Raw genomic sequence first — 25,758 nt, forward strand, 5'->3', positions numbered from 1 at the left:
GAGATGCTTTCCGCCGACAACGCTGATTCGACTCTACAAATTGTTAAAGAACAACAGCCGATCTTGCGATCTAGAGCTGGTAAACCTCAGCGAACTTGCAATTCGCTAAGGTTTACCAACTGATGGAGTGAAACTGGTGGAGGATGACGGGATCGAACCGACGACCCCCTGCTTGCAAAGCAGGTGCTCTCCCAGCTGAGCTAATCCCCCGGGATGTCTTCAAATTGCTTTGAAGCCGTGGTGGGTCTGGCTGGATTCGAACCAGCGACCCCCGCCTTATCAAGACGGTGCTCTAACCGACTGAGCTACAGACCCACGCGAAACTTGTTTGCGCTGCTCTGCATCATCGCCAGGCTTGTTGAGGCCAGCTCCACAGGCACGCGATTTCACTCACTGTTGTATGACAGCCGATAAGTGTGGGCGCAAGAAGCAAAGTGCTTGAGCTTTCGCTCTTTAGTGATCTTGCTCTGCATACTCCTAGGAATATACGAGGCGCGATCTATCTAGAAAGGAGGTGATCCAGCCGCACCTTCCGATACGGCTACCTTGTTACGACTTCACCCCAGTCACGAACCCTGCCGTGGTAATCGCCCTCCTTGCGGTTAGGCTAACTACTTCTGGCAGAACCCGCTCCCATGGTGTGACGGGCGGTGTGTACAAGACCCGGGAACGTATTCACCGCGGCAAGCTGATCCGCGATTACTAGCGATTCCGACTTCACGCAGTCGAGTTGCAGACTACGATCCGGACTACGACCGGGTTTCTGGGATTAGCTCCCCCTCGCGGGTTGGCAGCCCTCTGTCCCGGCCATTGTATGACGTGTGTAGCCCTACCCATAAGGGCCATGATGACCTGACGTCATCCCCACCTTCCTCCGGTTTGTCACCGGCAGTCTCATTAGAGTGCCCTTTCGTAGCAACTAATGACAAGGGTTGCGCTCGTTGCGGGACTTAACCCAACATCTCACGACACGAGCTGACGACGGCCATGCAGCACCTGTGTCCAGGCTCTCTTTCGAGCACTCCCAAATCTCTTCAGGATTCCTGGCATGTCAAGGGTAGGTAAGGTTTTTCGCGTTGCATCGAATTAAACCACATCATCCACCGCTTGTGCGGGTCCCCGTCAATTCCTTTGAGTTTCAACCTTGCGGCCGTACTCCCCAGGCGGTCAACTTCACGCGTTAGCTACGTTACTGAGAAGAAACCCTCCCAACAACCAGTTGACATCGTTTAGGGCGTGGACTACCAGGGTATCTAATCCTGTTTGCTCCCCACGCTTTCGTGCATGAGCGTCAGTACAGGTCCAGGGGATTGCCTTCGCCATCGGTGTTCCTCCGCATATCTACGCATTTCACTGCTACACGCGGAATTCCATCCCCCTCTACCGTACTCTAGCCATGCAGTCACAAAGGCAGTTCCCAGGTTGAGCCCGGGGATTTCACCTCTGTCTTGCATAACCGCCTGCGCACGCTTTACGCCCAGTAATTCCGATTAACGCTTGCACCCTACGTATTACCGCGGCTGCTGGCACGTAGTTAGCCGGTGCTTATTCTTCAGGTACCGTCATGAGTCCCAGGTATTAACCAGAACCTTTTCTTCCCTGACAAAAGCGGTTTACAACCCGAAGGCCTTCTTCCCGCACGCGGCATGGCTGGATCAGGCTTGCGCCCATTGTCCAAAATTCCCCACTGCTGCCTCCCGTAGGAGTCTGGGCCGTGTCTCAGTCCCAGTGTGGCTGGTCGTCCTCTCAGACCAGCTACAGATCGTTGGCTTGGTGGGCCTTTACCCCACCAACTACCTAATCTGATATCGGCCGCTCCAATCGCGCGAGGTCTTGCGATCCCCCGCTTTCACCCTCAGGTCGTATGCGGTATTAGCTGCTCTTTCGAGCAGTTATCCCCCACGACTGGGCACGTTCCGATATATTACTCACCCGTTCGCCACTCGTCAGCTTAACCTGTTACCGTTCGACTTGCATGTGTAAGGCATGCCGCCAGCGTTCAATCTGAGCCAGGATCAAACTCTACAGTTCGATCTTGAATTTACTCAACGGAATCGAACAAAGACTATTTGCATAGCTTCATTCTCTTTCCGTGAGCGTTTAAAGTCCGAAGGACCGTTGCAAGTCGCCTTGCAACATCACTTCACTTCAAACGCCCACGCTTATCGGCTGTGAATTCTTAAAGAACATCGCAAACTTCTGAGTGTTAACTCTTCGTCTGCGTCGCTGATCACGTTTTATCGTTATCAGCAAAGAAGCGAGATTCTAATCTGCTTTTTGCGTCGTCGTCAAGTATTTTTGAAAATTTATTTTCGCGATACTCGACCACTTGTTTTCTTCGCCACCTTCGATCAATTCGCTTTCGCGATTTGTCGTCAGCAGCAAAGAGGCGAAATTCTGATCTGCTTTCGCAAACTCGTCAAGCACTTTTTGAAAATTTCTTCGAGGAAGTTTTCAAGCACCCGACAAGCCTCTCCAGCTCGCCTCGAACCTTTCGGCTCGCCCCGCCAACCTCACCGCCGCTAACTGCCGTTCCCGGCAAGCGCTGCGTTGTGATCAGCGAAGCCTTCTACTGTAGCACAGGAATTTCAGGCCGGGCAAGAGATCTAATGAATCAAAGCAGAAGAACCCGCGACAGGCGGGCCTAGCCTTCCCACGCCGGCGTGCTGCGCAGGACTTCCTCGATGGTCGTGACGCCCTCGGCCACCTTCATCGCGCCGGCCAGGCGCAACGGACGCAGGCCTTCCTGCACGGCCTGGCGGCGCAGCGCGTCCAGGTCGCCCAGCGATGTCTTGACGCCTTCGCTCACCGTCAGCAGTTCGTACAGGCCGGCGCGCCCACGGAAGCCGGTGTTGCGGCATTCCAGGCAGCCCACCGGCTTGTAGGGCTTGACGCCGCCCCCAAGCCGCCAGTGGCGCACCATGTCGTTCAGGCCCTCCCGCGTGACCGTGGGGTCGGGCTGCTTGCAGTGCGGGCACAGCGTGCGCACCAGACGCTGGGCCAGCACGCCGATGACGGTGGCGCTGATCAGATAGGTCGGCACTCCCAGGTCCTGCAGCCGCGTGATGGCCGAGACCGAATCGTTGGTGTGCAGCGTGCTGAAGACGAGGTGGCCGGTCAGCGCGGCCTGGATGGCCATCTCGGCCGTCTCGAGGTCGCGGATCTCGCCGACCATGATGATGTCCGGATCCTGGCGCATCAGCGCGCGCAGGCCCTCGGCGAAGCCGAAGTCCAGCTGATTCTGCACCTGGGTCTGGTTGAAGGCCGGCTCGATCATCTCGATCGGGTCTTCGATGGTGGTGACGTTGACCTCGTCGGTGGCCAGGCGCTTGAGCGTGGAATAGAGCGTCGTCGTCTTGCCGCTGCCGGTCGGGCCGGTCACGAGGATGATGCCGTGCGGCTGCTTGACCAGGCCCTCCCAGCGGTCGGAGTCGTGCTGGCCGAAGCCCAGCGAGGCCAGATCCTTGACCGCCGTCTCGGGATCGAAGATGCGCATGACCATCTTCTCGCCGAAGGCCGTGGGCAGGGTCGACAGCCGCATTTCCACCTCGTCGCCGCCCGGGTTGCGGGTCTTGATGCGGCCGTCCAGCGGACGGCGCCTCTCCACCACGTCCATGCGGCCGAGCAGCTTGATGCGCGAGGTCATCGCGCTCATCACCGTGGGCGGCAGCTGGTAGACCGTGTGCAGCACCCCGTCGATGCGGAAGCGGATGACGCCCATCTCGCGGCGCGGCTCCAGGTGGATGTCGCTGGCGCGCTGGTCGAAGGCGTACTGCCATAGCCAGTCCACCACCTGCACGACGCCCTGGTCGTTGGCATCGAGCTGCTTGTTGCTCTTGCCCAGCTCCACGAGCTGCTCGAAGCTCGCCACCTGGCTCTGCTCGCCGGCCTTGGTGGCGGCACGCACCGAGCGGGCCAGCGTGAAGAACTCGGTCGTGTAGCGCGCGATCTCCAGCGGGTTGGCGATGACCAGCTTGACCGGCTTGCGCACATGCGACTCGATCTGCGCCACCCAGCCGGTGTCGAAGGGTTCGGAGGTCGCGATGGTCACGTCCGTCGGGCCGAACTGCACCGGCAAGCAGCGCTTGGCCTCGGCATAGCCGATGGACATCACGTCGCCGACGCGGCCCACGTCCACCTTCAGCGGGTCGATGCGCAGATAGGGCAGGCCCGCGCGCACGGCCAGCCATTCGGACAGCGCCTCGACGTCCAGCGGCTTGCCCGTGGCCAGTTGCACGAGGCTGGCGTGGCCCAGGCGCACCAGCGGGTGCAGAGCGCTGTCGCCGGCCGCGAAGCGCTGCTCGGTGCGGATCGCCTGAGCCTCGTCGATGAGGCCGTCCCGCAGCAGCCACTTCAACAGCTGGCGCCACTCCAGCCGGCCCTCGGGCTTGGATGCGGAGGTGGCGGAAGGCGAAGACGACGCGGGCGTGGGTCTGGGCTTCGGGGTCATCGGCGTGGGGCTCAAAGCGCTTGCAGGATGCTCATCGGCAGCGGCCTCACGAGGCGCAGCCATTTGCGGGCCGGCAGCTTGAAGCGCGATTCGATATTAGCCGCGCGCTGCTCCAGCACGTCGCGGTGCGGCACCTGCACGCCGCGCGCGGCCACGAGGATGGTGTTGCCCTCCTTGGTGGGCGCCAGGCTCCAGACCTGGTCGGAGCCGAAGGCGCGGGCGATGCGCAGCGCGCTGCGCGCGAAGCTGGCGCTGCGGCCGAACAGATTGACCGTCATCAGCCCGCCATCGGCCAGCACCCCGCGGCAGGCTGCGTAGAAGGCCTCGTCGTCAAGCACCGGCGAGGCCGCATCGTGGTCATAGAGGTCCACGTTCAGCACGTCGGCGGTCTGCAGATGGGCGTCGTCGGCCACCCAGCGCCCGGCGTCCTCGTTGACGACGTTCAGCCGCGCATCGTCGGCCGGGAGCCGGAACCACTGGCGGCAGGCCGCGATGACCTCGGGGTTGATCTCGACGGCCGTGGTCCGCATCTTCAGCTGGCCATGGCAGAAGCGCGTCAGCGCCGCGGCCCCCAGGCCCAGTTGCACGGCATGTCCCTCACCCAGCGCGGCCGGATCGCGCCACAGCATCCAGGCGCACATGCGCTGGATGTATTCCAGCTCCAGCTGGTCGGGCTTGCGGATGCGCATCGCGCCCTGCACCCAGATCGAGTCCAGATGCAGGAAGCGCACGCCGTCGAACTCGCTCAGCGTCGCCGGGCCCCAGGTCGGTGTTTTTGTTTTCATCAGGCGGGCATCCTAGGCCAGGCCAGGTGCGGGCCGAGCGCGGCGCGCCAGGCGGTGATCTTGTCGGCCAGGCTCAGGCCGGCATGGGCGGGGCTGGTCGACGGTAGCTTCAGCAGCGGCAGGCCGGGGTCGCCGAGGGTGGCCAGCGTCTCGCGGTGGGCCAGCGCGCCGTTGCAGGCGATGGCGCGCAGCGCCGGCAGGCGCGGCAGCAGTTCGGCCAGGTCGCTGGGCGCGGCCGCCTCGATGGCCGTGTCCAGGCTGCCGTCGCGCCGGCAGGAGGCCACCGCGTCCCACAGGCCCACGCCATGGGCCAGCAGCACGGGCAGCCGCTGCGCATAGAGCAGCATCGGCAGGCCAGGCTCGCCCAGCAGCGCCGCCATCACCGGCCAGAAGGCGTTGCGCGCGTGGGCGTAGTACTGGGCCGCCTGCAGCGAGGTTGCGCCCGGGAAGCTGCCCAGCACGAGGACGCGCACGCCGGCATCGAACACCGGCGCCAGCCCGGCCAGGCGGGGCGCGGATTCGGGATTTGCGGGATTGGTGGCCGCGCCGCGGCGCGGTGAAGATGGGCGGGTCGACAAGGGAGGGCCGTCTCGGTTTCTGACAAGCCGCAGTGTGTCAGCCCAGCGGACCCGGGCCGCTTCGGCAACCCATGAACTTCAGCTGGAGGAAACAGGCATGAACACGGAAGCCATCTGGACCTTCCTGAGCACGCAGGGCGCCGACTTCGGCCTCAAGGTGCTGGCCGCCATCGCGGCCTGGATCGTCGGCCGCTGGCTGATCGCGCTGGCCCTGCGCGTCTTCACGGCGGCACTGGAACGCGGCAAGCGCATCGACTCGACGCTGTCGGCCTATCTGCGCTCCATCCTCGGCGTGCTGCTGAACATCGTCCTCATCCTCGCCATCCTGGACATCTTCGGCGTCAAGACCACTTCCTTCGCCGCGCTGCTGGCCGGTGCCGGCCTGGCCATCGGCACGGCCTGGGGCGGCCTGCTGACCCACTTCGCGGCCGGCGTCTTCATGCAGGTGCTGCGGCCCTTCAAGGTGGGCGACTTCATCCAGGCCGGCGGCGTGACCGGCACGGTGACCGAGATCGGCCTGTTCGGCACGACGTTCACCTCGCCCGACAACGTGCACACCATCGTCGGCAACAACACCATCTTCAGCGGTTCCATCCAGAACTACTCGGCGCTGCCGCACCGCCGCGTCGACTGCGTGGCCAAGATCGCCAACGGCGTGGACCCGCTGGACGCCATCGCCCGCCTCAAGCCCGTCGTCGCGGCCGTGCCGAATGTGCTGACCCAGCCGGCGCCCGACATCGAGATCCTGCAGTTCACGCCCGAGGGCCCGCTGATGTGCGTGCGGCCCTACTGCCACACCGACCACTACTGGCAGGTGTACTTCGACACCCACAAGGCCGTCGTCGCAACCTTCGGCGCGGCGGGCTATCCGGTGCCGGAGACGCCGATCAGCCCGCGCAGCCGCTGAAGCGCATCCAGCGCGTTGGCCGTTGTGCCCGCGGCCGTCTGCTCCAGCGTCCAGCCGCGCAGCCCCGCCAGGCTCTGCGCGATGCGCGGCAGCTCGCCCGGCTCGTTGCGCGAGGTCGCACCGGCCGCGCGCAACTCGGCGGTCTTGTACAGCCATTGCGGCGGGATGTCGGGCGCGTCGGTCTCCAGCACCAGCGCGTCCGCGGGCAGCGTCGCGGCCAGGCGGCGGATCTGCAGCGAGCGCTCGAAAGTCAGCGTGCCGCCGAAACCGAGCTTGAAGCCCAGGTCGAGGAAGGTGCGGGCCTGCTGCTCGCTGCCGTTGAAGGCATGGGCGATGCCGCCATGCGAGAAGCCGACACGACGCAGGCCGGCGAGCAACTGGTCCGCGCTGCGGCGCACATGCAGGATGACGGGCAGGCCGAAGCGCTGGGCGAGCTTGAGCTGCTCGACGTAGAAGTGCTGCTGGGTCGCGGCGTCCAGCCCGGGCACAAAGAAGTCCAGGCCGATCTCGCCGACGGCGACGAGGCGCGGGTCGATGTGATGGGTGGCCAGCGCCTCGGCGAGACGGTCGAGGTCGCCTTCGGCGGCGCGCATCACATAGAGCGGGTGGATGCCCAACGCGTAGGCAAAACCCTGCCGAACCGCCAGCAGGCGCACGGTGTCGAAATTGTCGGCCTCGACGGCCGGCAGCACGATCTGCGACACGCCCGCGGCCCGGGCGCGCGCGATGACGGCGTCACGGTCGACGTCGAACTCGGCCGCGTCGAGGTGGCAGTGGCTGTCGATCCACATGCCGCTGGTTGTATCTCAGTTCAGCGGAAGACGACCGTCCGGTTGCCGTTCAGCAGCACGCGGTGCTCGGCATGCCACTGGATGGCCCGCGCCAGGGCCACGCATTCCATGTCGCGGCCGATGCCGACGAGCTGCTCGGGCGTGCAGCTGTGGTCGATGCGGGCGACCTCCTGCTCGATGATGGGGCCCTCGTCGAGGTCGCTGGTCACGTAGTGGGCCGTCGCGCCGATCAGCTTCACGCCGCGCTCATAGGCCTGGTGGTAGGGCTTGGCACCCTTGAAGCTGGGCAGGAAGCTGTGGTGGATGTTGATCGCCTTGCCCGACAGGTCGCGGCAGAGCTCGGGCGACAGGATCTGCATATAGCGGGCCAGCACGACGAGGTCGATCTGGTTCTCGGCCACGACCTCGCGGATCCTGGCTTCCTGCGCGGCCTTCTGCGCGTCGGTCGCGCCCAGCAGCGGGAAGTGGTGGAAGGGAATGTTGTGCGAGGCCGCGAGCTGGTAGAAGTCGCGGTGGTTGGACACGATGGCCGGGATCTCGATGGGCAGATGCCCGGTCTGCACGCGGAACAGCAGGTCGTTCAGGCAGTGGCCGAGCTTGGAGACCAGCAGCAGCACGCGGGTCTTGCGGCTGCGCGCGACCAGCTCCCAGTCCATCGCGAACTCGGCGGCCAGCGGCGCGAAGGCCGCCTGCAGTGCGGCCTCGTCGACATTGGCCTCGAACTCGATGCGCATGAAGAAGCGCGCATGGTCGGGGTCGCCGTGCTGGTGGGACGTGACGATATTGCCGCCCTGCTGCAGCAGCACGCCGGTGACGGCGTGGACGATGCCGGCGCGGTCGGGGCAGGAGAGCTTGAGAATGAAGCGGGGCATGGTCATGCGGAGGTCGTGGCGAACTGCCCCGCCACGAGGCGCAGCTGGCGGTCGCAGCGCGCCGCGAGGTCGCGGTCGTGGGTGACGAGGATGAAGCCGGTGCCCTGCTCGCGGGCGCGCTCCAGCATCAGCGCGAAGACGGCATCGGCCGTGTCGCGGTCGAGGTTGCCGGTGGGCTCGTCGGCCAGCACGCAGGCCGGCCGGGCCACCAACGCGCGCGCGATGGCCACGCGCTGGCGCTCGCCGCCGGACAGCTCGGCCGGGCGGTGGCGCCCGCGGTCCTCGAGGCCGACGCGGGCCAGCATGTCGGCCGCCGCCGCGCGGGCCTCGGCCGGGGTCTGGCGGCGGATGCGCAGCGGCATCGCGACGTTGTCCAGCGCGCTGAACTCCGGCAGCAGGTGATGGAACTGGTAGACGAAGCCCAGGTGCTGGTTGCGCCAGTCGCCGCGCTCGGCCTCGTCCATGCCGGCCAGCGCGCGGCCCATCAGCGTGACGCCGCCGGCGGTGGGCGCGTCCAGGCCGCCGAGCAGGTGCAGCAGCGTGCTCTTGCCCGAGCCCGAGGCACCGACGATGGCCAGCGTCTCGCCGCGCCTGACGGCGAGGTCGATGCCGCGCAGCACGGTCACGTCCAGGCCGCCCTCTTCGAAGCGGCGGGTCAGGCCGGTGGCCTGGAGAATGAGCTCACTCATAGCGCAGCGCCTCCGCCGGCTGCACGCGGCTGGCGCGCCAGCTCGGGTAGAGGGTGGCGAGGAAGGCCAGCACCAGCGACACGATGGCGATGGGCAGGATGTCGCCACGCTGCGGGTCGCTGGGCATCTGGCTGATGACGTAGATGCTGCCCGGCAGGAAGCTGACGTTCAGCAGATGCTCGATGGCCGGCACGATGACGTCGATGTTGAAGGCCACGAGCAGCCCCAGCGCGACGCCAGCCAGCGTGCCGATGACGCCCGACACGGCGCCCTGCACGATGAAGATGCCCATGATGGAGCGCGGGCTGGCGCCGAGGGTGCGCAGGATGGCGATGTCGCTCTGCTTGTCGGTCACCGTCATCACCAGCGTGGAGACGAGGTTGAAGGCCGCGACGGCGACGATCAGCGACAGCACGATGCTCATCATGCGTTTCTCGATCTGCACGGCGTCGAACCAGGTCGCGTTGGCGCGGGTCCAGTCGCGCACGCGGATGTCGGGGCCCATGCTGCGGGCCAGTTCGCCGGCCACGCGGCGGGCGTCGTGCACGTCGCGCAGCCGGAGCTGCACGCCGGTCGGCCCGCCGGTGCGGAAGAGCTTGGCCGCGTCGTCGATGTGGACCATGGCCAGGCCCGAGTCGTACTCGTAGTGGCCGGCGCTGAAGGTACCCACCACGGTGAAGGCGCGCAGCCGCGGCACGACGCCGGCCGGCGTCACCTGGCCGCCCGGCGCCACCAGCGTGACCTTGTCGCCCTCGCCCACGTTGAGCTGGCGGGCCAGCTCGGCGCCCAGCACGATGCTCCAGGCACCGGGCTGCAGCTTCGCGAACGCCGCGTCCTTGAGTTGGGCGCCCAGGCCGGTGACCTGGGCCTCGTCGGCCGGCGAGATGCCGCGGACGACGGCGCCACGCATGTCGTCGCCGCCGTGGGCGATCAGGCTCTGCGTGGCGATGAAAGGCGCCGCGCCGACGACCTCGGTATTGGCGCGCGCCTTGGCCGCCGTGGCCTGCCAGTCCGGCAGGGCCTGGCCGGCATAGTCCAGCAGCTCGACGTGGGCGATGACGTTGAGCATGCGGTCGCGCACCTCGCGCTGGAAGCCGTTCATGACCGACAGCACGACGATGAGCGCCATCACGCCCAGCGCGATGCCCACCATCGACACGCCCGAGATGAAGCTGATGAAGCGGTTGCGCCGCCCGCCCCGGCCGGCGCGGACATAGCGCCAGCCGACCTGGAGTTCAAACGGCAATGCCATGGAATGAAAGTGCTGCGAGGGGCATGGGGCCGGCATGGTAACTGGCGGCCCCTGTTTCCCCGGGTCAGGGCCTTTCGTTCACGCCGCGCTTCAGCTCCCATTGCGCAAGCGTCACTTCTCGGTAGGGCACGGCCTGGGTGGACACCGTGCGCTCGAACCACGGCAGCGCCTCGCCGCGCCGGCCCTGGGCCGCCAGCTGCTGGCCGATGAAGAAATAGGCCTCGGCCAGGCGCAGCCTCTCCTGCTCGGGCTTGGCGCGGGCCGCCTTCAGCAGCGCGTCGCGGTCCAGCGCGCCGCCGAGGTAGCGCAGCAGCACGCCGCCCCACTCCTCCCGCGCGCTGTCCACGCCGGCCACCTCGTCGGCGATGGCGGCCTGGCCACGCCCGCCCTGGCGCTCTGCCGCGAGATAGAGCCACAGCAGCGTGAAGTGGCGCGCCTCGCCGCTGACGTTGGCGGCGTTGTCGCGCAGCGCCACCTCCGCCTGCGCGTAGTCGCCCAGCATGTAGTGCGTCGTGCCCAGCCAGGCGCCCGGCGCATTGCTGCTGCCCAGCTGGGCCTGGCTGCTGAAGGCGGCCAGCGCCTCGGCCGGCCGCGCCAGGCCGACCAGGGCCACGCCGCGGGCCTCCAGCGCCGCGGCGGCCTCCTCGGGCGGCGGATTGCCCTGCAGGGCCAGGTCGGCATCGTGCAGGGCGCCGGCAAAGTCGCCCAGCGTGTTGCCAGCCTGGGCGCGCTCGGCCAGCACGCGGGCCGCGAGGCGGCTGCCCGGCTCCAGCCGGGGCAGGAGCTGCAGGCCGACGAGGCGGGTGATCTCGCTGGCCTGCAGGATCTGCAGCAGCGCGTCGGGCCGGGTGCCGCGGTACTTGGCCAGGCGCAGGTCGATGGCGGCGAACTCGGGCTCCAGCGACTTGTCGCGGAAATCCAGCAGCGCCAGCCGTGCCCGGCTGCCGGCGAGCTGGCGGGCGCGGCCGACGCGCTCGCGATAGCCGTCGAGGTCGGCCGGCAGCACCTCGTCGCCGCGGCGCTCGTAGCGGCTGATGGCGACCAGGGCGCCACCCTGGTTCTCGACGCGCGACTGGAAGCTGAAATGCCTGTCGCCGACCTGCTGCGGCGCCGGCGGCGCGGCCTTGAAGGGCTGGGGGCCGGTGACGGCGATGCGCAGCTCCATGCGCCGGGGGCCGTCCAGCATGAAGGGGTAGCGGCGGCGCGCCTCGGGCGGCAGCGCGAGCGCGTCGCCCAGCTCGATGGCCGGCAGCTCCAGCTCCAGCGTGCCGCGCGCATAGCTGCCCGGCGCGGGGTGTTCGAAGGCCAGCCTGAGCTCGATCTCGTTGGCCGTGCGGTCGTCGGCCAGCACCGGCGAGCCGGCGCTGACCAGGCCTGGCATGGCCCTGACGTAGTGGCCGCCGATGGCCTCGGCCAGGCGGTCGGTGCCGGCCTGGGCGAACAGGGCACGCCAACGCTCGGCGGCCAGGCCGCTGGCCTTGAAGGACGTGGCCAGCCGCGCCGGGCGCTTCAGGTCGGACAGGTCCCAGTCCTGGCGGTAGCTCAGCGCGTCCACCGCGAAGGCCGGCGGCGCAATGGCGACAGGCCCCTCATTGCCGCCGCCGACGACGAGGCCGGCGCCATAGGGGTAGTAGCCGCGCTTGTCCAGCGTCAGGCCCTGGCCGTTGATCGTGGGGTCGAGGAAGTAGACCTGCTCGCCGAGCTGCACGCGGCTGATGACGTGGTCGAAGGCGTCGTGCGAGGGCAGGAAGTTGACCAGGCCGCGGTTGCGCTGCATCGACACCAGCGTGGGCCTGGCCTCCACGCCCAGGCCGGCCAGCAGCGCATCCAGCAGCATGACCTTGTCCTTGCAGTCGCCCAGGCGCTCGGCCAGCGTCCTGGACGGCGCCTTGGGCCGGTGCGAGCTCTCGCCGAGGCTGACCGAGAAGTAGCGCACCTCGTCCTGCACGAAGCGCAGCGCCGCGGCCACCTGCTGCTCGGGCGCGCCTCCCTCGGCCTTGATGACGGCCACGCGCTCGGCCAGGGCCGGCTGCAGGGGCTCGGGCGCGAACAGGCCCTGGGCCCACCGGTCCACCTCGCCCCAGCCGGCGTACTCGCTGACGTGCAGCGCCGGGTAGACCTTGAACCAGGGCGGCGTGGCGTCTTCGTCGACGATCGGCGCGACATGCTCGCGCACCAGGCGCAGCACCTGGCGGCCGCCCTCCTCGAAGCGCTCGGGCACGAGATCGGTGGCGATGCCCTTGACCTGCAGCTTCCGCTGCGGCGGGCCCTCGATGCGCAGGTGCAGGCGGTCGATGGGGGCGTCGCTGGCCACATGCAGCAGCGCGGCGTAGCGGCCCTCGAAGATGGGGTTCTCGCCCGCCACCGTGTAGGCCAGGTCAACGACATCGCCGACGCGCACATCGCTGATGACGACCAGGGCCGTGCGCACGCCGTCGATCATCTGGCGCTCCAGCATCTGCTCGCGGCGCATCAGCTCGATGCGGGCGTCCTTGAGCCGGTCCTCGCGGCGGCCGTCGCGGATGACGCCGAGCTGGTGGATGACGAGCTGCTGGTAGGCCGGGTTGAAGCTGATCTGCGGCTCCGAGACCTCGCGCAGGGTCGAACTGTCCAGGGCCACCCGCTGCAGATGCATATAGCTGGCCGTGGCGGAGCGGGCCGCGAGCTGCACCTGGATGTCCACCAGCGGCTCGCGCCTGGCCTTGGCGCCCGGGGCGGCCGGCTGGTCCGCCGCGGCGCCGGCGGCGGGCAGGGGCTTGACCCAGGCCGGCGCGGGGCCGAAGCGGTAGCCGGAGCCGGCGGGCACGGTCGGGTAGGGCGAGGCCGCCTTGGCCGCCACCGGCCTGGCCGGCGGCGTCTGCGCCACGGCCGGGCCCAGGAACAGGGTCAGCAAAAGAAACGCTGGCCAGAACTTCGAACTCATCGCGCCTCCCGGCTTGTCGGGCGACGATTGTGCAGTGCGCCATCGCGGAGTTCCTCAGTTTTCAGCATGCCGCCGCGGCGATTCAGGCGTAGCCTGCGCAGGCTGCGGCGGCTGCCGCCGCGGCACCAGGGCCGGCCGGCGCGCGGGGATCCGCGGCGGCCCGGCCCCATCCGATCCAGGTCCCCGTCGATTTCCTGCAAGGAGAATCTCCATGGCGACTTACATCAGCTTGATGAACTTCACGGACCAGGGCGCGAAGACGATCAAGGACACGGTGGCACGCACCGAGGCGGCCCAGAAGATGGCCAAGGAATACGGCATCAGCTTCAAGTCCATCCACTGGACGCTGGGCCAGTACGACGTGGTGTGCGAATTCGAGGCCAAGGACGAGGCCACGATGGCGGCCTTCGGCATGGCGATGGCCAGCCTCGGCAATGTGCGCGCGCAGACGCTGCGGGCCTTCAGCGCCGACGAGACCAAGGCCATCATTTCAAAGATGCCCTGAACGGGGTGCACGAGCCGGCCTTGGAGCGCCGGCTCTCGGCCCCTGAACGCCAGGCCCCGATGGGGCGGTCAGCGCAGCATCTGCTCCACCTCGGCCGCCGGGTCGCCCGTGGCTGCCACCTTAGCGGCCAGCAGCTCCAGGTCCAGGTGCAGGTGCTCGATCAGCTCGGGCACGGCCGCCTTCAGGGCGTGCACGGGCTCGTCGCGGTGCTCAGCCGCGTCGGCCAGCACCTCGGCCACGTGCAGCACGGCCGCGATCAGCGAGAAGGGGCGGATCTCCAGTGGCGCGTTGGCGTCCTTGAAGGCTTCGACCAGCGGCGCCGGGAAATGCCAGTGCGCGGCGAGCGCGGCCGTCACGTCCGCATGGGTGCAGCCGAAGCGATGCTCCTCCAGGGAAAAGCGGCTGCCCGGCTCGGCGGCATGGGCCTCGACCTCGGCCACCAGATGGGGCTCGTCGATGGCCATCAGCAGCTGGCCGGTGCGCAGCATCAGGCCGGCCAGGTAGGCGGTGTCGGCCAGGCCGGCGTCGGCGCCCAGCATGCGGGCCAGGATGCGCGCGTAGTTGGCCGTGGCGACGCTGTGGCGCCAGAAGACGGCACGGTCCAGCCCCTTCACGCTCGGGAAGGCGCCGCTCAGGCAGGCCGCCATCGCGAGGTTGCGCAAGGTCTCCAGGCCCAGCGCGTGGGCGGCGTCGACGACGCTGCCGATCTGGTGCGCGGGGCTGTAGTGGGCCGTGTTCGCGAGGCGCAGCACCCGGGCCGTCAGCGTCGAGTCCTTCTCGATCAGCGCCGCGATCTGCGACAGCCCGACGCTGTCGTCGTCGAAGCTCTTCAGCAGCCGCGAGGCCACCTCGGGCATGGTGGGCAGGGCGTTGTGCCTGACGAAGAAACGCTCGGCGGCTGCAGTCATCGCGGGACTCCTTGCTGAGGCTTGGCGAATCAGTCTAGGACTACAGCACGAGCAGTGCGCGGAAATCGTTCACGTTGGTAAAGCTGGGCCCGGGTACCAGCAGGTCGCCCAGCGGCGCGAAGAAGCTGGCGCTGTCGTGGGCGTCCAGCAGGGCCTGGGGGCTCAAGCCCAGCGCGCGGGCGCGGCCCAGGCTGGTGGGCGTCAGCAACGCGCCGGCATGCGGGCCGACGCCGTCGATGCCATCGGTGTCGGCGGCCAGCGCGAAGACGCCGGGCTCGCCCTGCAGCGCCAGCGCGCAGCCGAGCAGGAATTCGGTGGCCCGGCCGCCCTTGCCGGCGGGCAGCGCCGGGTCGACGGTCACCGTCGTCTCGCCGCCGGACAGGATCACGCAGGGCCGGGCGAATGGCTGGCCGCGCCGCGCGACCGCGCGGGCCAGCGCCGCGTGCAGGCCGCCGACGACGCGCGACTCACCCTCGATCTCGTCGCTGAGGATGTGGGCCGCCAGGCCTTGGGCGCGCGCCGCCTCGGCCGCCGCCTCCAGGCTCATCTGCGGCGTGGCCAGCATGACGAGTTCGTGCCCCGCCAGGCGCGCGTCGCCGGGCTTGGGCGTCTCGAAGGCGCCCGACTCCAGGCCCGCGCGCGCGGCCTGCGGCAGGTCCAGCCGATAGCGGCGGCAAATGGCCAGCGCATCGGCGCAGCCGGTCGCGTCGGCCACCGTCGGGCCGGAGGCGATGACGGCAGGGTCGTCGCCCGGCACGTCGCTGATCGCGAGGGTCAGCACGCGCGCCGGCGCACAGGCCGCGGCCAGCCGCCCGCCCTTGATGCCGGACAGGTGCTTGCGCACGCAGTTCATCTCGTGGATGGCCGCGCCGCTGTTCAACAGCGCGCGGTTGACGGCCTGCTTGTCGGAAAGCAGAAGGCCGGGCGCCGGCAGGCTCATCAGCGCCGAGCCGCCGCCGGAGATCAGGCAGATGACGAGGTCGTCGGCCGTCAGGCCGTGGGCCAGCGCCAGCAGCCTCTCGGTGGCGGCCAGGCCGGCGGCGTCGGGCACGGGGTGGGCGGCCTCGACCACCTCCAGCCGGCGCGGCCGCCAGCCGCCGGGGATGTGGCCGTAGCGCGTGATGACCAGGCCCGACAGCGGCGCGTCGGCCGGCCAGGCGGCTTCCAGCGCCTGGGCCATGGATGCCCCCGCCTTGCCGGCGCCGAGAACCAGGGTGCGGCCCTTCGGCGGCGGCGGGAGGTGGGTGGCCAGCACGCGCCCGGGCAGCGCCCGCGCGACGGCCACGTCGTAGAGCTGGCGCAGCAGCGCGCGCGGGTCGAGGGTCATGGCTGCAGCGCCCAGCGCCCGATCAGCGCGCGTTCTTCGTCGCTGATGCCGGTCGCGTTGTTCAGCGGCATGGCGCGCTGCACGACGACCTGCTGGTAGACCTGCGCCTTGTGCGCGGCCAGGCCCTCGGCGGAGTCCAGCCGCACGCCCTTCTGCGCGGCCTCGCCGCTGTGGCAGGCGGCGCAGCGCTGCGCCACGACGGCCTGCACCTGCCCGAGGCTCACCGGCGCGGCGCCCATCGCCGCCTGCGAACCCGGCGCCATCCAGGCGACGAGCCCCGCCAGCAGCGCCAGAGCCAGCGCCACGGCGCCCCAGCTGTCGGCGCCCTTGTGCCGCTTGACGAAGAACACGCGGATGGCCACGCCCGCGGCCATCAGCACGCTCAGCACGACCCAGTTCTGCGCGTGCTGGTGCAGCATGCCGTAATGGTTGCTGAGCATGGCGACGAGCACCGGCAGGCCGAACCAGGTGTTGTGCACGCTGCGCTGCTTGCCGCGCTGGCCGTGGATGGGGTCGGGTTTCTGGCCGGCGCGCATCTGCGCGATGAGCTTGCGCTGGCCCGGAATGATCCAGTGCGCGACGTTGCCGGTCATCATCGTCGCCAGCGTCGCGCCGACGAGCAGGAAGGCCGCACGCCCGGCGAACAGATGGCAGGCCAGCCAGCTCGCGAACACCATGAAGACGGCCACCGCGGCCAGCACGCGGCCGTCGTGGCTGATGCCGCCCTCGCGCTTGCGGCCCAGTGCCTGGCAGGCCGCCTCGTAGACCACCGTGCCCATCAGCAGGAACACCAGCGCCGCCACGACCGCCTGCCAGGGCGCGCCCCAGGCGAAGACGCGCGGGTCGACCAGCATCTGGCCGGCGTTGCACAGATAGAGCACGACGAACAGCGCGAAGCCGCTCATCCAGGTCCAGTAGCTCTCCCAGTAGAACCAGTGCAGATCCTGAGGGAGGTTGGCCGGGGCCACCATGTACTTCTGCGGGTTGTAGAAGCCGCCGCCGTGCACGGCCCAGAGTTCGCCGTCCACGCCCTTGGCCTTGAGGTCGTCGGCCGCGGGCCTGACGAGGTGGTTGTCCAGCCAGACGAAGTAGAAGGACGCGCCGATCCAGGCGATGACGGTGATGACGTGCAGCCAGCGCAGCAGCAGATTGGCCCAGTCGAGCAGATAGATGTCCAAGTTGCGCTTCTCCACGGCCCCGCCACGGCGCTTGCCGTGAGGCCCTAGGGTCGCACCCGCAAGCCACCGACTGGCTCGACACCGCTGCGACAGGCGGCGAGTGTATTCATGGCAGAGCGAGGATTTGCGCGAGCACCGCCACCGCAATGACGGCGGGCTGCTTGCCGACGACGCCGGGCACTCCGATGGGACAGACCACGCGGGCCAGATCGTCCTCGACCAGGCCGCGCGCGGCCAGGCGCCGGCGGAAGCTCGCCCATTTCGTGCGGCTGCCGATCAGGCCGATGAAGGCGAGGTCGCGGCGCTTCAGGCAGGCGGCGACGATGTCGAAGTCCTCGGCATGGCTGTGGCTCATGACGAGCACGGCCGCGCCGGGCGCGAGGTCGGCCACCGCGTCGGCCGGCGGGTCGCAGACCTCCTGGCGCCAGCCGCGCGCCGGCGGCTCGGCGGGGAACTGCCCTTCGCGGCTGTCGACCCAATGCAGGGCCAGCGGCAGGTTGCGGGCCAGATGGGCGATGGCCGCGCCGACATGGCCGGCGCCGAACAGGGCCAGCGGCCGCAGCGGCTCGCGCGGCAGGCGCGCGGCCAGGTCCTCGCCCGCCTCGATGCGCTCGAAGCGCAGCCAGACGACGCCGCCACAGCATTGACCGAGCCGGGGGCCGAGCGGGTAGCGCCGTTCCTCGGCCAGCTCGCCGCCCGCCAGCGCCGCGCGGGCACGGGCGATCGCATCGAACTCCAGATGGCCACCGCCGACCGTGCCCGCGATACCGCCCGGCGCCACCGTCATCCAGGCGCCCACCTCGCGCGGCACGCTGCCCGAGGTGCGCGCGACGGTGACGAGAATGCAGGCTTCAGCTGCCACGGTAGGTCGAATAGCTCCAGGGCGAGGCCAGCAGCGGCACGTGGTAGAGCGAATCCTCGTCGGCGATGCCGAAGTCCAGCGGCACCTCGTCCAGGAAGGCCGGCTCGGGCAGGGCCTGGCCGCGGGCGCGGAAATAGGCCGCCACCTCGAAGACCAGGCGGTAGCGCCCGGCCGTGAGGCCGGCGCCCTCCAGCAGCGGGCCGTCCGCGCGGCCGTCGGCGTTCAGCCGCTGGCTGAGCAGCCACTTCGGCCCTTCGGCGCCATTGCCATCCAGGCGGTAGAGGCGCACGGCCATGCCGGCGGCCGGGCAGCCGTTGGCGGTGTCCAGCACATGTGTGGTGAGCTTGCCCATCGGATCTCCAGAGATGGGGCAAAGTTTAGGGATGAACACGCCCCACCCGCCCCGCTATCCGCGCGACCTCGTCGGCTACGGCGAGAACCCGCCCCATGCGCAATGGCCCGGCGGCGCGCGGGTGGCCGTGCAGTTCGTGCTGAACTACGAGGAGGGCGGCGAGAACTCGGTGCTGCACGGCGATGCCGGCAGCGAGCAGTTCCTGTCCGAGATGGCCAACCCGGCCAGCTACCCGGCACGCCACCTCAGCATGGAGGGCATCTACGAGTACGGCTCGCGCGTGGGCGTGTGGCGGCTGCTGAAGGAGTTCGAGCAGCGCGCGCTGCCGCTGACCGTCTTCGGCGTGGGCATGGCGCTGGAGCGCAATCCGGACGTCACCCAGGCCTTCGTCGAGCTGGACCACGAGATCGCGTCGCACGGCTGGCGCTGGATCCACTACCAGAGCATGGAGGAGGACACCGAGCGCGCCCACATGGCCCAGGCCATGGCCTCGCTGAAGCGCCTCACGCTCGGCCGCGACCCGCACGGCCTGGGCTGGTACACCGGCCGCGACAGCCCCAACACGCGCCGCCTCGTCGCCGACTTCGGCGGCTTCGAGTACGACAGCGACTACTACGGCGACGACCTGCCCTTCTGGCTGCAGGTGCGCAAGACCAACGGCGAGCTGGCGCCCCACCTCGTCGTGCCCTACACGCTGGACTGCAACGACATGCGCTTCGCCCTGCCCCAGGGTTTCAGCCATGCCCAGCCCTTCTTCGAATACCTGCGCGACAGCTTCGACCTGCTCTATGCCGAGGGCGCCGACGCGCCGAAGATGATGAGCATCGGCATGCACTGCCGGCTGCTGGGCCGCCCGGGGCGCATGCGGGCGCTGCAGCGTTTTCTCGACCACATCGAGGCGCATGACCGCGTCTGGGTCTGCCGGCGCCTGGACATCGCGCGGCATTGGAAGGCGGTCCATCCCTTCGACGCCAGGACGGCTTTCCTGTGGGAATGATGAAACTCGACGACCTCAACAACGCCAGCACGGCCGACTTTGTGCGGCTGCTGGACGGCATCTACGAACACTCGCCCTGGATCGCCGAGCGCGCCGCGGCGGCCCGCCCCTTCAAGACCCTGGCCGCGCTCAAGGTGGCGCTGGCCCGCGTGGTGCGCGAGGCCGCGGTGGACGAGCAGCTGGGCCTGATCCACGCCCACCCGGAGCTGGCCGGCAAGGCCGCCGTGGCTGGCGAGCTGACGGCCGAGTCGACCCACGAGCAGCACAAGGCCGGCCTCACCGCCTGCACGCCGGAGGAGTTCGCCAGGCTGCAGCAGCTCAACGCCGACTACAACGCGCGCTTCGGCTGGCCCTTCATCCTGGCCGTGCGCGGCCCGCGCGGCACCGGCTTCACGCGGCAGGAAATCATCACGACCTTCGAGCGCCGGCTGCGTGCCCACCCGGACGTCGAGCGCGCCGAATGCCTGCGCCAGATCCACCGCATCGCCGAGATCCGGCTGAACGACAAGTTCGGCGCCCGGCCCGAGTTGGGCGAGCAATTGTGGGACTGGGCGGCAGCACTGGCCGAGCACAGCGAGGACGAGGCCTTCCTGACCTGCACCTACGCGACGCCCACGCACAGCGCCGTGGCCGCGGAGCTGATGGCCTGGATGCGCGACTGCGGCTTCGACGCGGTCGGCCGCGATGCGGTGGGCAATGTCGTCGGCGTCTACAACGGCACGGGAGAACAGCGCCTGCTGACCGGCAGCCACTACGACACCGTGCGCCGCGCCGGCCGCTTCGACGGGCGGCTGGGCATCTTCGTCGCCATGCTGGCCGTGCGCGAGCTGCACCGCACCGGCAGGCGCCTGCCCTTCGGCCTCGAAGTGGTCGGCTTCTCGGAAGAAGAGGGCCAGCGCTTCCCGGCCGACTTCCTCGGGTCGAGCGCCCTGATCGGCCGCTTCGACCCGGCCTGGCTGGAGCAGCTGGATGCTGCCGGCATCACGCTGCGCGACGCGATGCGGGCCGCCGGCCTGCCCGGCACGCTGCAGAGCATCCAGGCCCTCCAGCGCGACGCCTCGCGCTACCTCGGCTTCGTCGAGGTCCACATCGAGCAGGGCCCGGTGCTCGACGGCCTGGACCTGCCGCTGGGCATCGTCACCAGCATCAACGGCAGCCGCCGCTACACCGGCGAGATCGTCGGCCTGGCGAGCCACGCCGGCACGACGCCGATGGGCCAGCGCCGCGACGCCGCCGCGGGCGTGGCCGAGCTGATCCTGTTCGCCGAACAGCGCGCCGCCGCTGTGCCCGACGTGGTCGCCACGGTCGGCATGCTGGAGGTACCCTCGGGCTCCATCAACGTCATCCCCGGCCGCTGCCGCTTCAGCCTGGACCTGCGCGCGACCACCGACGCGGCGCGCGACGCGCTGGACGCCGACGTGCTCGCCAGGCTCGACGAGATCTGCCAGCGGCGCGGCCTGAGCTACACGCTGCAACCCACGCTGGCCGCCAACGCCGCGCCGAGCGATGCCGCCTGGCAGTCGCGCTGGGAAGCCGCCGTCACCGAGCTGGGCCTGCCCGTCCACCGCCTGCCCTCGGGCGCCGGCCATGACGCGATGAAGCTCCACGAGCTTGTCCCACAGGCCATGCTGTTCGTGCGCGGCGGCAACGGGGGCATCAGCCACAACCCGTTGGAGTCGGTGACGGTGGATGATGCGGAGCTGGCGGTGCGGGCCTTCGAACAACTGCTAGATCAGCAGTAAACCCATGAGCGCAATGCCACCACTTCAATCGATGCCGCCGCTGCAAGCCCTCATGCCTGCGATCACGGCGCTGGTTTTTCTCAGCTTGCACCTCTGGGCTCCTGCCGTTCAGCACGACGCTAGCTTGCCCGTGTGGCGGCTTGGGTTGGGGATGCTGGCCACAGTCGCGGCAATGACTCTGGCGGTTTGGCTCGCAAAGGGCCGGCTGATCAGACTGCATGACACCACGTTGGAGCTACGACAGCTCCGTTCACCATGGCATGCCACCCACTTGCCCGTCGACAAGCTGCGAGGCATCACGACGCTTGCCGGAGCGTCGTTCGGCTTCGATGTCACCTTCCTCACTTTTGAAGGCCACCAAGCCATTCCTTTGCCTGCCTACTACACAAATGCCGAACCACTGCTCCGAATGCTGAAAGCAAAGTTGAGCATGTCACCGGCAACCTGACCGAATCGACTCCACATGAGCCAAACGGATACTTGGATTGCCTCGCACTTTGACGAGCTAGTCCGCTTCCTCCAGCAACTCGTCCGCATCCCCACCGACACCCCGCCCGGCAACAACGCGCCTCACGCCGAGCGCACGGCCGAGCTGCTGGCCGAACTGGGCTTCGCGGTCGAGAAGCATGCCGTGCCGGCCGCCGACGTGCAGGCCGCCGGCCTGCAGTCCATCACCAACCTGATCGTGCGCCACCGCTTCGGCGACGGCGGCCCGACGATCGCGCTGAACGCCCACGGCGACGTGGTGCCGCCGGGCGAGGGCTGGACGCACGACCCCTATGGCGCCGAGATCGTCGACGGCAGGCTCTACGGCCGCGCGGCGGCCGTCAGCAAGAGCGACTTCGCGACCTATACCTTCGCGCTGCTGGCGCTGAAGAACTCCGGCCTGCCACTGAAGGGTGCCGTCGAGCTGCACTTCACCTACGACGAGGAATTCGGCGGCGAACTCGGCCCGGGCCGGTTATTGAGCCAAGGCCTGACCCGGCCCGACTTCCTGATCGCCGCCGGCTTCAGCTACCAGGTCGTCACGGCCCACAACGGCTGCCTGCAGATGGAGGTCACGCTTTCGGGTCAGGCCTCGCACGCGGCCTATCCCGGGACCGGCATCGACGCGCTGCAGGCCGCCAACAAGCTGCTGACCGCCCTCTATGCCCACAACGAGGTGCTGAAGACGCGGCGCTCCAAGGTGCCGGGCATCACCCACCCCTATCTCAACGTGGGCCGCATCGAGGGCGGCAGCAACACCAATGTCGTGCCCGGCAAGGTGGCGCTGAAGCTGGACCGCCGCATGATCCCCGAGGAGAACCCGGCCGAGGTCGAGGCCGAGGTGCGCGCCCTGATCGAGGCCGCCGTCGCGCAGAGCCCCGGGGTGAAGCTGGAGATCAGGCGCCTGCTGCTGGCCCGCTCGATGAAGCCCCTGCCCGGCGCGGCGCCGCTGGTGGCCGCGCTGCAAAGGCATGGCGAGGCGGTCTTCGGCGAGCCCATCCCGACCTCGGGCACGCCGCTCTACACCGACGTTCGCCTGTACACGGCCCAGGGCATCCCGGCCGCCATCTACGGCGCCGGGCCGCGCACGGTGCTGGAGAGCAATGCCAAGCGGGCGGACGAGCATCTGGCGCTGGAGGATCTGAGGCGCGCAACCCAGGTCGTCGCGCGCACTTTGGCCGATTTGCTCGCGCGCTGACACGAAGCCGGCATGAGCAGCTGGAAGAATCGCTGCATCACATCGGCTTTCGAGGTTGAAGATGGGCAGTCGGGATCGCGGTCGAAGCTGGCACGGCCTGGGCATGACGGTACTGGGCCTGGCGGCGCTTCTTTCCGGCTGCGGCGGCGGCACCGGCCCGGCCGCGGCCGCCCAGCCCGCGCCGTCAGCGCCGGCAGGCACCACCGGCTGGTGGAAGCCGTCGGTCGACAACAGCTGGCAGTGGCAGCTGCGCGGCACGATCAACACCTCCTACGCGGTCGACGTCTACGACATCGACCTCTTCGACGCGCCCGACGCGACCCTCGCCGCGCTGAAGGCCAAGGGCCGGCGCGTGGTCTGCTATTTCTCGGCCGGCGGCTCCGAGGACTGGCGCAGCGACTTCGGCCAGTTCCTGCCCGCCGACATGGGCAACCCGCTGAAGGGCTGGCCCGGCGAGCGCTGGCTGGACACACGCTCGGCGAATGTGCGCCGCATCATGCTGGCGCGGCTGGATCTCGCCGCCAAGCGCGGCTGCGACGGCGTCGAGCCCGACAACGTCGAAGGGTATTCGAACAACCCCGGCTTCCCGCTCGACGCGGCCAGCCAGATCGACTTCAACCGCTTCCTCGCCGATGCCGCCCATGCCCGCGGCCTGGCCGTGGCGCTGAAGAACGACAGCGTCCAGCTCGACGCGCTGGGCGCGGCCTTCGATTTCGCGGTCAACGAGCAGTGCCACGAGTTCAACGAATGCGGCGCCTACGCGGGCTTCATCGCGGCGGGCAAGCCGGTCCTCAATGCCGAGTACGCGAGCAGCTATGCGCTGAACACGGCCGGCGCGCGCGATGCGCTGTGCCAGTCCGCACGCGCGGCGCGCATGCACACGCTGGTGCTGCCGCTGCAGCTGGACGACAGCCTGCGCTTCAGCTGCGACTGAGCTGCACCGCCGTCGTGCTTCCGCGCCGGCAGACGCGGCACAATCCGGCCCTCGCCGAGCCCCCGCCATGACGCCCACCCATCGCCCACACCGCCGCCGCGCCCTTGCCGCGTGGTGGCTGGCCGTGCTGGTGCTGGGCCTGCTGGCGCCGGGCATCAGCGCGGCACTCGCCCATGCGCGGGGCGATGTCGCGGCCTGGCAGGACGTGTGCCGTGCGCCGACGGCCGCGAACGCGGCCAGGCCCAGGCCCATCGAGGCGGCGCTGGATCTGCTGGCCCACGGCCATTGTGCGGCCTGCCACATCCAGGCCGCCGACCTCGCCGGCCCGCCGGCCACGTCCGGGCTGCTGCTGCTGCGCGACGACCTCGTGCCGGAGGCGCCCGAGCGCTTCTGGACCGCGCCGGTCACCGCCCATGCCTGGCGGCCGGCCAGCGCGCGCGCGCCTCCCGCATCGATCTGAGTCCACTGCGTTGCCGCGGCCGCCCAGGCCCGGCGTTTGTCGTCGCCGCTGCAGCGACGGCACGATTCCGATCCATAGCCTTTCACGAACAAGATGCCCCGAGTGCGCGCGGCTGCGGCCTGCGCCGCGCTGCCGCCGAACACGCGCACCGGTCCCATCCCTGCCGGAACCCCACCATGAACCCACTGCAAAGGACCGCCCTCGGCGCCCTGCTGGCCGCCGCCCTGCCCGCTGCCTGGGCCTGCTCCAGCTGCGGCTGCACGCTCAGCTCCGACTGGGCCAGCCAGGGCCTCTACGCCGCCTCCGGCCTCAGCCTCGACCTGCGCCACGACTATTTCAACCAGGACGAACTGCGCAGCGGCAGCAACCGTGTGGACCGCGCCGGCATCGCACTGCCGGCCGACCAGGAGATCCAGCGCAACACGGCCAACCACGTCAGCACGCTGACGCTGGACTACGGCTTCTCGCCCGACTGGGCCGTGGCGCTGCAGCTGCCCTATCTGCAGCGCAGCCACGGCACCGTGGCCGCGGGCGACACCGAGCTGTCCACGTCGCGCTCGTCGGGCCTCGGCGATGTGCGCCTGCTGGCCCGCTACCAGGGCCTGGCGGGCGAGCGCAACTGGGGCCTGCAGTTCGGCCTGAAGCTGCCCACCGGCCGCACGGACCTGAGCTTCGCCACCGGCCCCCAGGCCGGCCAGGCGCTGGACCGCGGCCTGCAGCCCGGCACCGGCTCCACCGACCTGCTGCTGGGCGCCTACCGCTTCGGCAGCATCGCCGCCAGGTTCGACTATTTCGCGCAGGCCCAGCTGCAGCTGCCGCTGACCGGCAAGGACCAGTTCAAGCCCGGCGCCGGCCTCAACCTGAGCCTGGGCCTGCGCTATGTCGGCGACGACCCCGTCACGCCGCAGCTGCAGCTCAACCTGCGCAGCGAGCGCCGCGAATCGGGCGCCAACGCGGACGCGGCCAACGCCGGCTCCACGCTCGCCTACCTGAGCCCCGGCCTGACCGCCGCGCTCAGCGCCCGGCTGCGCACCTATGCCTTCGTCCAGCTGCCCGTCTACCAACGCGTCAACGGCCTGCAGATCGAGCCGCGGTTCAGCGCGTCCGTTGGCCTGCACTACGCCTACTGACGCGGAAAAAGCCCGGCCCGGCCCGGCTGATCGCGGCATTGTTCACGCCGTGCTGCGCAGATGATTCAGCCCGTCACCAGTGCACGGCCCCCGGCAACGCTGCGGCCCCTGGCGAGGCGGAACGCAACCGCCCGCGACCATGAAAGCATGAGCTAGGGCCCGCCCGCGTCACCGCCCGGTGTCGCCCGCGACGGCCGCCTGCGCTGTGATCCACGCCGCAGCCCCATGCGCCCTCACGGGCGTGTCCAGGGCGGCGTGAAGCGCTCTTGCGCCCCGACCGGCTCGCGCCGGGCGGGGCTTCTGTTTGGCTAACCCGAAGTTCCAGCGCTCGTTGAGCGAGATTGCCTTGCGCCACAAGGACTTGGCGTGAGATCGGAGTTCCAGCTACTGCCTACAGGCGGATCTGCTGGATCAGCTCAAGCGCGTGGCGCT

22 protein-coding genes, 2 tRNA genes and 1 rRNA gene are annotated in these 25,758 nt (G+C 69.2%); 9 read left to right on the plus strand and 16 right to left on the minus strand.

What is annotated here, in order from left to right; translation table 11 throughout:
• Positions 1 to 134: 134 nt before the first annotated feature.
• From NYP07_RS03535 to NYP07_RS03560, 6 genes are all read right to left on the minus strand, one after another.
• Positions 135 to 210, minus strand: a tRNA-Ala gene (locus tag NYP07_RS03535).
• A gap of 28 nt (positions 211 to 238) precedes the next feature.
• A tRNA-Ile gene (locus NYP07_RS03540) sits at positions 239 to 315 on the minus strand.
• Positions 316 to 507: 192 nt separating this feature from the next.
• Positions 508 to 2,031: ribosomal RNA gene (locus NYP07_RS03545) — 16S ribosomal RNA — on the minus strand.
• A gap of 613 nt (positions 2,032 to 2,644) precedes the next feature.
• The gene (tfpB, locus tag NYP07_RS03550; protein WP_268147492.1) at positions 2,645 to 4,450 is read right to left on the minus strand and encodes a type IV pilus assembly ATPase TfpB; all 1,806 of its coding nucleotides are present in this window, start codon (positions 4,448 to 4,450) and stop codon (positions 2,645 to 2,647) included.
• A gap of 11 nt (positions 4,451 to 4,461) precedes the next feature.
• A complete protein-coding gene (locus NYP07_RS03555) occupies positions 4,462 to 5,235 on the minus strand; it encodes a spermine/spermidine synthase domain-containing protein (protein WP_268147495.1) in 774 nt (257 codons plus the stop codon).
• Positions 5,235 to 5,813 (minus strand): DNA-deoxyinosine glycosylase, encoded by a 579-nt coding sequence (locus tag NYP07_RS03560; protein WP_268147497.1) that lies wholly within the window; start codon positions 5,811 to 5,813, stop codon positions 5,235 to 5,237. The genes NYP07_RS03555 and NYP07_RS03560 overlap by 1 nt, the downstream gene beginning before the upstream one ends.
• A gap of 97 nt (positions 5,814 to 5,910) precedes the next feature.
• On the opposite strand from NYP07_RS03560, the gene NYP07_RS03565 reads away from it, so the two are divergent.
• Positions 5,911 to 6,720, plus strand: a complete 810-nt coding sequence (locus tag NYP07_RS03565) for a mechanosensitive ion channel family protein (protein ID WP_268147500.1) — start codon at positions 5,911 to 5,913, stop codon at positions 6,718 to 6,720.
• Here NYP07_RS03565 and NYP07_RS03570 read toward each other — a convergent pair.
• The 5 genes from NYP07_RS03570 to NYP07_RS03590 all read right to left on the minus strand — a co-directional run bounded on the left by NYP07_RS03570 (position 6,678) and on the right by NYP07_RS03590 (position 13,247).
• Positions 6,678 to 7,511: a TatD family hydrolase gene (locus tag NYP07_RS03570; protein ID WP_268147502.1), complete on the minus strand. Its 834-nt coding sequence runs from the start codon at positions 7,509 to 7,511 to the stop codon at positions 6,678 to 6,680. The two genes, NYP07_RS03565 and NYP07_RS03570, sit on opposite strands and share 43 nt — an antisense overlap.
• Before the next feature lie 20 nt (positions 7,512 to 7,531).
• Positions 7,532 to 8,389: a formyltetrahydrofolate deformylase gene (purU, locus tag NYP07_RS03575; protein ID WP_268147504.1), complete on the minus strand. Its 858-nt coding sequence runs from the start codon at positions 8,387 to 8,389 to the stop codon at positions 7,532 to 7,534.
• The gene (gene lolD / locus NYP07_RS03580; RefSeq protein WP_268147507.1) at positions 8,386 to 9,072 is read right to left on the minus strand and encodes a lipoprotein-releasing ABC transporter ATP-binding protein LolD; all 687 of its coding nucleotides are present in this window, start codon (positions 9,070 to 9,072) and stop codon (positions 8,386 to 8,388) included. Before lolD ends, purU begins: the two co-directional genes overlap by 4 nt.
• The gene (locus NYP07_RS03585) at positions 9,065 to 10,324 is read right to left on the minus strand and encodes a lipoprotein-releasing ABC transporter permease subunit (RefSeq protein WP_268147510.1); all 1,260 of its coding nucleotides are present in this window, start codon (positions 10,322 to 10,324) and stop codon (positions 9,065 to 9,067) included. Before NYP07_RS03585 ends, lolD begins: the two co-directional genes overlap by 8 nt.
• Positions 10,325 to 10,388: 64 nt before the next feature.
• A complete protein-coding gene (locus NYP07_RS03590; RefSeq protein ID WP_268147513.1) occupies positions 10,389 to 13,247 on the minus strand; it encodes a DUF3857 domain-containing protein in 2,859 nt (952 codons plus the stop codon).
• Positions 13,248 to 13,458: 211 nt separating this feature from the next.
• On the opposite strand from NYP07_RS03590, the gene NYP07_RS03595 reads away from it, so the two are divergent.
• Entirely contained in the window at positions 13,459 to 13,752 is a 294-nt protein-coding gene (locus tag NYP07_RS03595; protein WP_268147516.1) for a GYD domain-containing protein, read from the plus strand.
• Between the two features lie 68 nt (positions 13,753 to 13,820).
• Here the strand turns inward: NYP07_RS03595 and NYP07_RS03600 are convergent, their stop codons facing one another.
• The 5 genes from NYP07_RS03600 to uraH form a co-directional block, all read right to left on the minus strand.
• Positions 13,821 to 14,660, minus strand: coding sequence for an HDOD domain-containing protein (locus NYP07_RS03600; RefSeq protein WP_268147519.1), 840 nt, complete (start codon positions 14,658 to 14,660; stop codon positions 13,821 to 13,823).
• 40 nt (positions 14,661 to 14,700) lie between these two features.
• A complete protein-coding gene (locus NYP07_RS03605; RefSeq protein WP_268147521.1) occupies positions 14,701 to 15,987 on the minus strand; it encodes a glycerate kinase type-2 family protein in 1,287 nt (428 codons plus the stop codon).
• Positions 15,984 to 17,165, minus strand: coding sequence for a urate hydroxylase PuuD (locus NYP07_RS03610; protein WP_268147524.1), 1,182 nt, complete (start codon positions 17,163 to 17,165; stop codon positions 15,984 to 15,986). The genes NYP07_RS03605 and NYP07_RS03610 overlap by 4 nt, the downstream gene beginning before the upstream one ends.
• Positions 17,166 to 17,271: 106 nt before the next feature.
• Entirely contained in the window at positions 17,272 to 18,027 is a 756-nt protein-coding gene (gene xdhC, locus NYP07_RS03615) for a xanthine dehydrogenase accessory protein XdhC (RefSeq protein WP_268147528.1), read from the minus strand.
• Complete coding sequence (uraH, locus tag NYP07_RS03620; protein WP_268147531.1) at positions 18,017 to 18,379, minus strand: hydroxyisourate hydrolase; 363 nt, start codon at positions 18,377 to 18,379, stop codon at positions 18,017 to 18,019. Before uraH ends, xdhC begins: the two co-directional genes overlap by 11 nt.
• Positions 18,380 to 18,410: 31 nt before the next feature.
• On the opposite strand from uraH, the gene puuE reads away from it, so the two are divergent.
• From puuE to NYP07_RS03655, 7 genes are all read left to right on the plus strand, one after another.
• Positions 18,411 to 19,376 (plus strand): allantoinase PuuE, encoded by a 966-nt coding sequence (gene puuE, locus NYP07_RS03625; RefSeq protein ID WP_268147534.1) that lies wholly within the window; start codon positions 18,411 to 18,413, stop codon positions 19,374 to 19,376.
• The gene (gene uraD / locus NYP07_RS03630) at positions 19,373 to 21,118 is read left to right on the plus strand and encodes a 2-oxo-4-hydroxy-4-carboxy-5-ureidoimidazoline decarboxylase (protein WP_378989859.1); all 1,746 of its coding nucleotides are present in this window, start codon (positions 19,373 to 19,375) and stop codon (positions 21,116 to 21,118) included. Before puuE ends, uraD begins: the two co-directional genes overlap by 4 nt.
• Before the next feature lie 4 nt (positions 21,119 to 21,122).
• Positions 21,123 to 21,566 (plus strand): hypothetical protein, encoded by a 444-nt coding sequence (locus NYP07_RS03635; protein ID WP_268147540.1) that lies wholly within the window; start codon positions 21,123 to 21,125, stop codon positions 21,564 to 21,566.
• 15 nt (positions 21,567 to 21,581) lie between these two features.
• Positions 21,582 to 22,802: an ArgE/DapE family deacylase gene (locus NYP07_RS03640; protein WP_268147543.1), complete on the plus strand. Its 1,221-nt coding sequence runs from the start codon at positions 21,582 to 21,584 to the stop codon at positions 22,800 to 22,802.
• A gap of 61 nt (positions 22,803 to 22,863) precedes the next feature.
• Complete coding sequence (locus NYP07_RS03645; RefSeq protein ID WP_268147546.1) at positions 22,864 to 23,736, plus strand: endo alpha-1,4 polygalactosaminidase; 873 nt, start codon at positions 22,864 to 22,866, stop codon at positions 23,734 to 23,736.
• Between the two features lie 67 nt (positions 23,737 to 23,803).
• Entirely contained in the window at positions 23,804 to 24,196 is a 393-nt protein-coding gene (locus tag NYP07_RS03650; protein WP_268147549.1) for a DUF2946 family protein, read from the plus strand.
• A gap of 176 nt (positions 24,197 to 24,372) precedes the next feature.
• Complete coding sequence (locus tag NYP07_RS03655; RefSeq protein WP_268147552.1) at positions 24,373 to 25,326, plus strand: TonB-dependent receptor; 954 nt, start codon at positions 24,373 to 24,375, stop codon at positions 25,324 to 25,326.
• Positions 25,327 to 25,758 lie beyond the last annotated feature (432 nt).

The organism is Pelomonas aquatica (genome assembly GCF_026712205.1).
Lineage (GTDB): Bacteria > Pseudomonadota > Gammaproteobacteria > Burkholderiales > Burkholderiaceae_C > Pelomonas > Pelomonas aquatica.

Bases quoted from the DNA above. Each gene is read 5' to 3' on its own strand.
- tfpB (WP_268147492.1), bottom strand. From the start codon at position 4,450: ATGACCCCGAAGCCCAGACCCACGCCCGCGTCGTCTTCGCCTTCCGCC.
- NYP07_RS03555 (WP_268147495.1), bottom strand. From the start codon at position 5,235: ATGAAAACAAAAACACCGACCTGGGGCCCGGCGACGCTGAGCGAGTTC.
- NYP07_RS03565 (WP_268147500.1), top strand. From the start codon at position 5,911: ATGAACACGGAAGCCATCTGGACCTTCCTGAGCACGCAGGGCGCCGAC.
- NYP07_RS03570 (WP_268147502.1), bottom strand. From the start codon at position 7,511: ATGTGGATCGACAGCCACTGCCACCTCGACGCGGCCGAGTTCGACGTC.
- purU (WP_268147504.1), bottom strand. From the start codon at position 8,389: ATGACCATGCCCCGCTTCATTCTCAAGCTCTCCTGCCCCGACCGCGCC.
- lolD (WP_268147507.1), bottom strand. From the start codon at position 9,072: ATGAGTGAGCTCATTCTCCAGGCCACCGGCCTGACCCGCCGCTTCGAA.
- NYP07_RS03585 (WP_268147510.1), bottom strand. From the start codon at position 10,324: ATGGCATTGCCGTTTGAACTCCAGGTCGGCTGGCGCTATGTCCGCGCC.
- NYP07_RS03590 (WP_268147513.1), bottom strand. From the start codon at position 13,247: ATGAGTTCGAAGTTCTGGCCAGCGTTTCTTTTGCTGACCCTGTTCCTG.
- NYP07_RS03595 (WP_268147516.1), top strand. From the start codon at position 13,459: ATGGCGACTTACATCAGCTTGATGAACTTCACGGACCAGGGCGCGAAG.
- NYP07_RS03600 (WP_268147519.1), bottom strand. From the start codon at position 14,660: ATGACTGCAGCCGCCGAGCGTTTCTTCGTCAGGCACAACGCCCTGCCC.
- NYP07_RS03605 (WP_268147521.1), bottom strand. From the start codon at position 15,987: ATGACCCTCGACCCGCGCGCGCTGCTGCGCCAGCTCTACGACGTGGCC.
- uraH (WP_268147531.1), bottom strand. From the start codon at position 18,379: ATGGGCAAGCTCACCACACATGTGCTGGACACCGCCAACGGCTGCCCG.
- puuE (WP_268147534.1), top strand. From the start codon at position 18,411: ATGAACACGCCCCACCCGCCCCGCTATCCGCGCGACCTCGTCGGCTAC.
- uraD (WP_378989859.1), top strand. From the start codon at position 19,373: ATGATGAAACTCGACGACCTCAACAACGCCAGCACGGCCGACTTTGTG.
- NYP07_RS03635 (WP_268147540.1), top strand. From the start codon at position 21,123: ATGAGCGCAATGCCACCACTTCAATCGATGCCGCCGCTGCAAGCCCTC.
- NYP07_RS03640 (WP_268147543.1), top strand. From the start codon at position 21,582: ATGAGCCAAACGGATACTTGGATTGCCTCGCACTTTGACGAGCTAGTC.
- NYP07_RS03645 (WP_268147546.1), top strand. From the start codon at position 22,864: ATGGGCAGTCGGGATCGCGGTCGAAGCTGGCACGGCCTGGGCATGACG.
- NYP07_RS03650 (WP_268147549.1), top strand. From the start codon at position 23,804: ATGACGCCCACCCATCGCCCACACCGCCGCCGCGCCCTTGCCGCGTGG.
- NYP07_RS03655 (WP_268147552.1), top strand. From the start codon at position 24,373: ATGAACCCACTGCAAAGGACCGCCCTCGGCGCCCTGCTGGCCGCCGCC.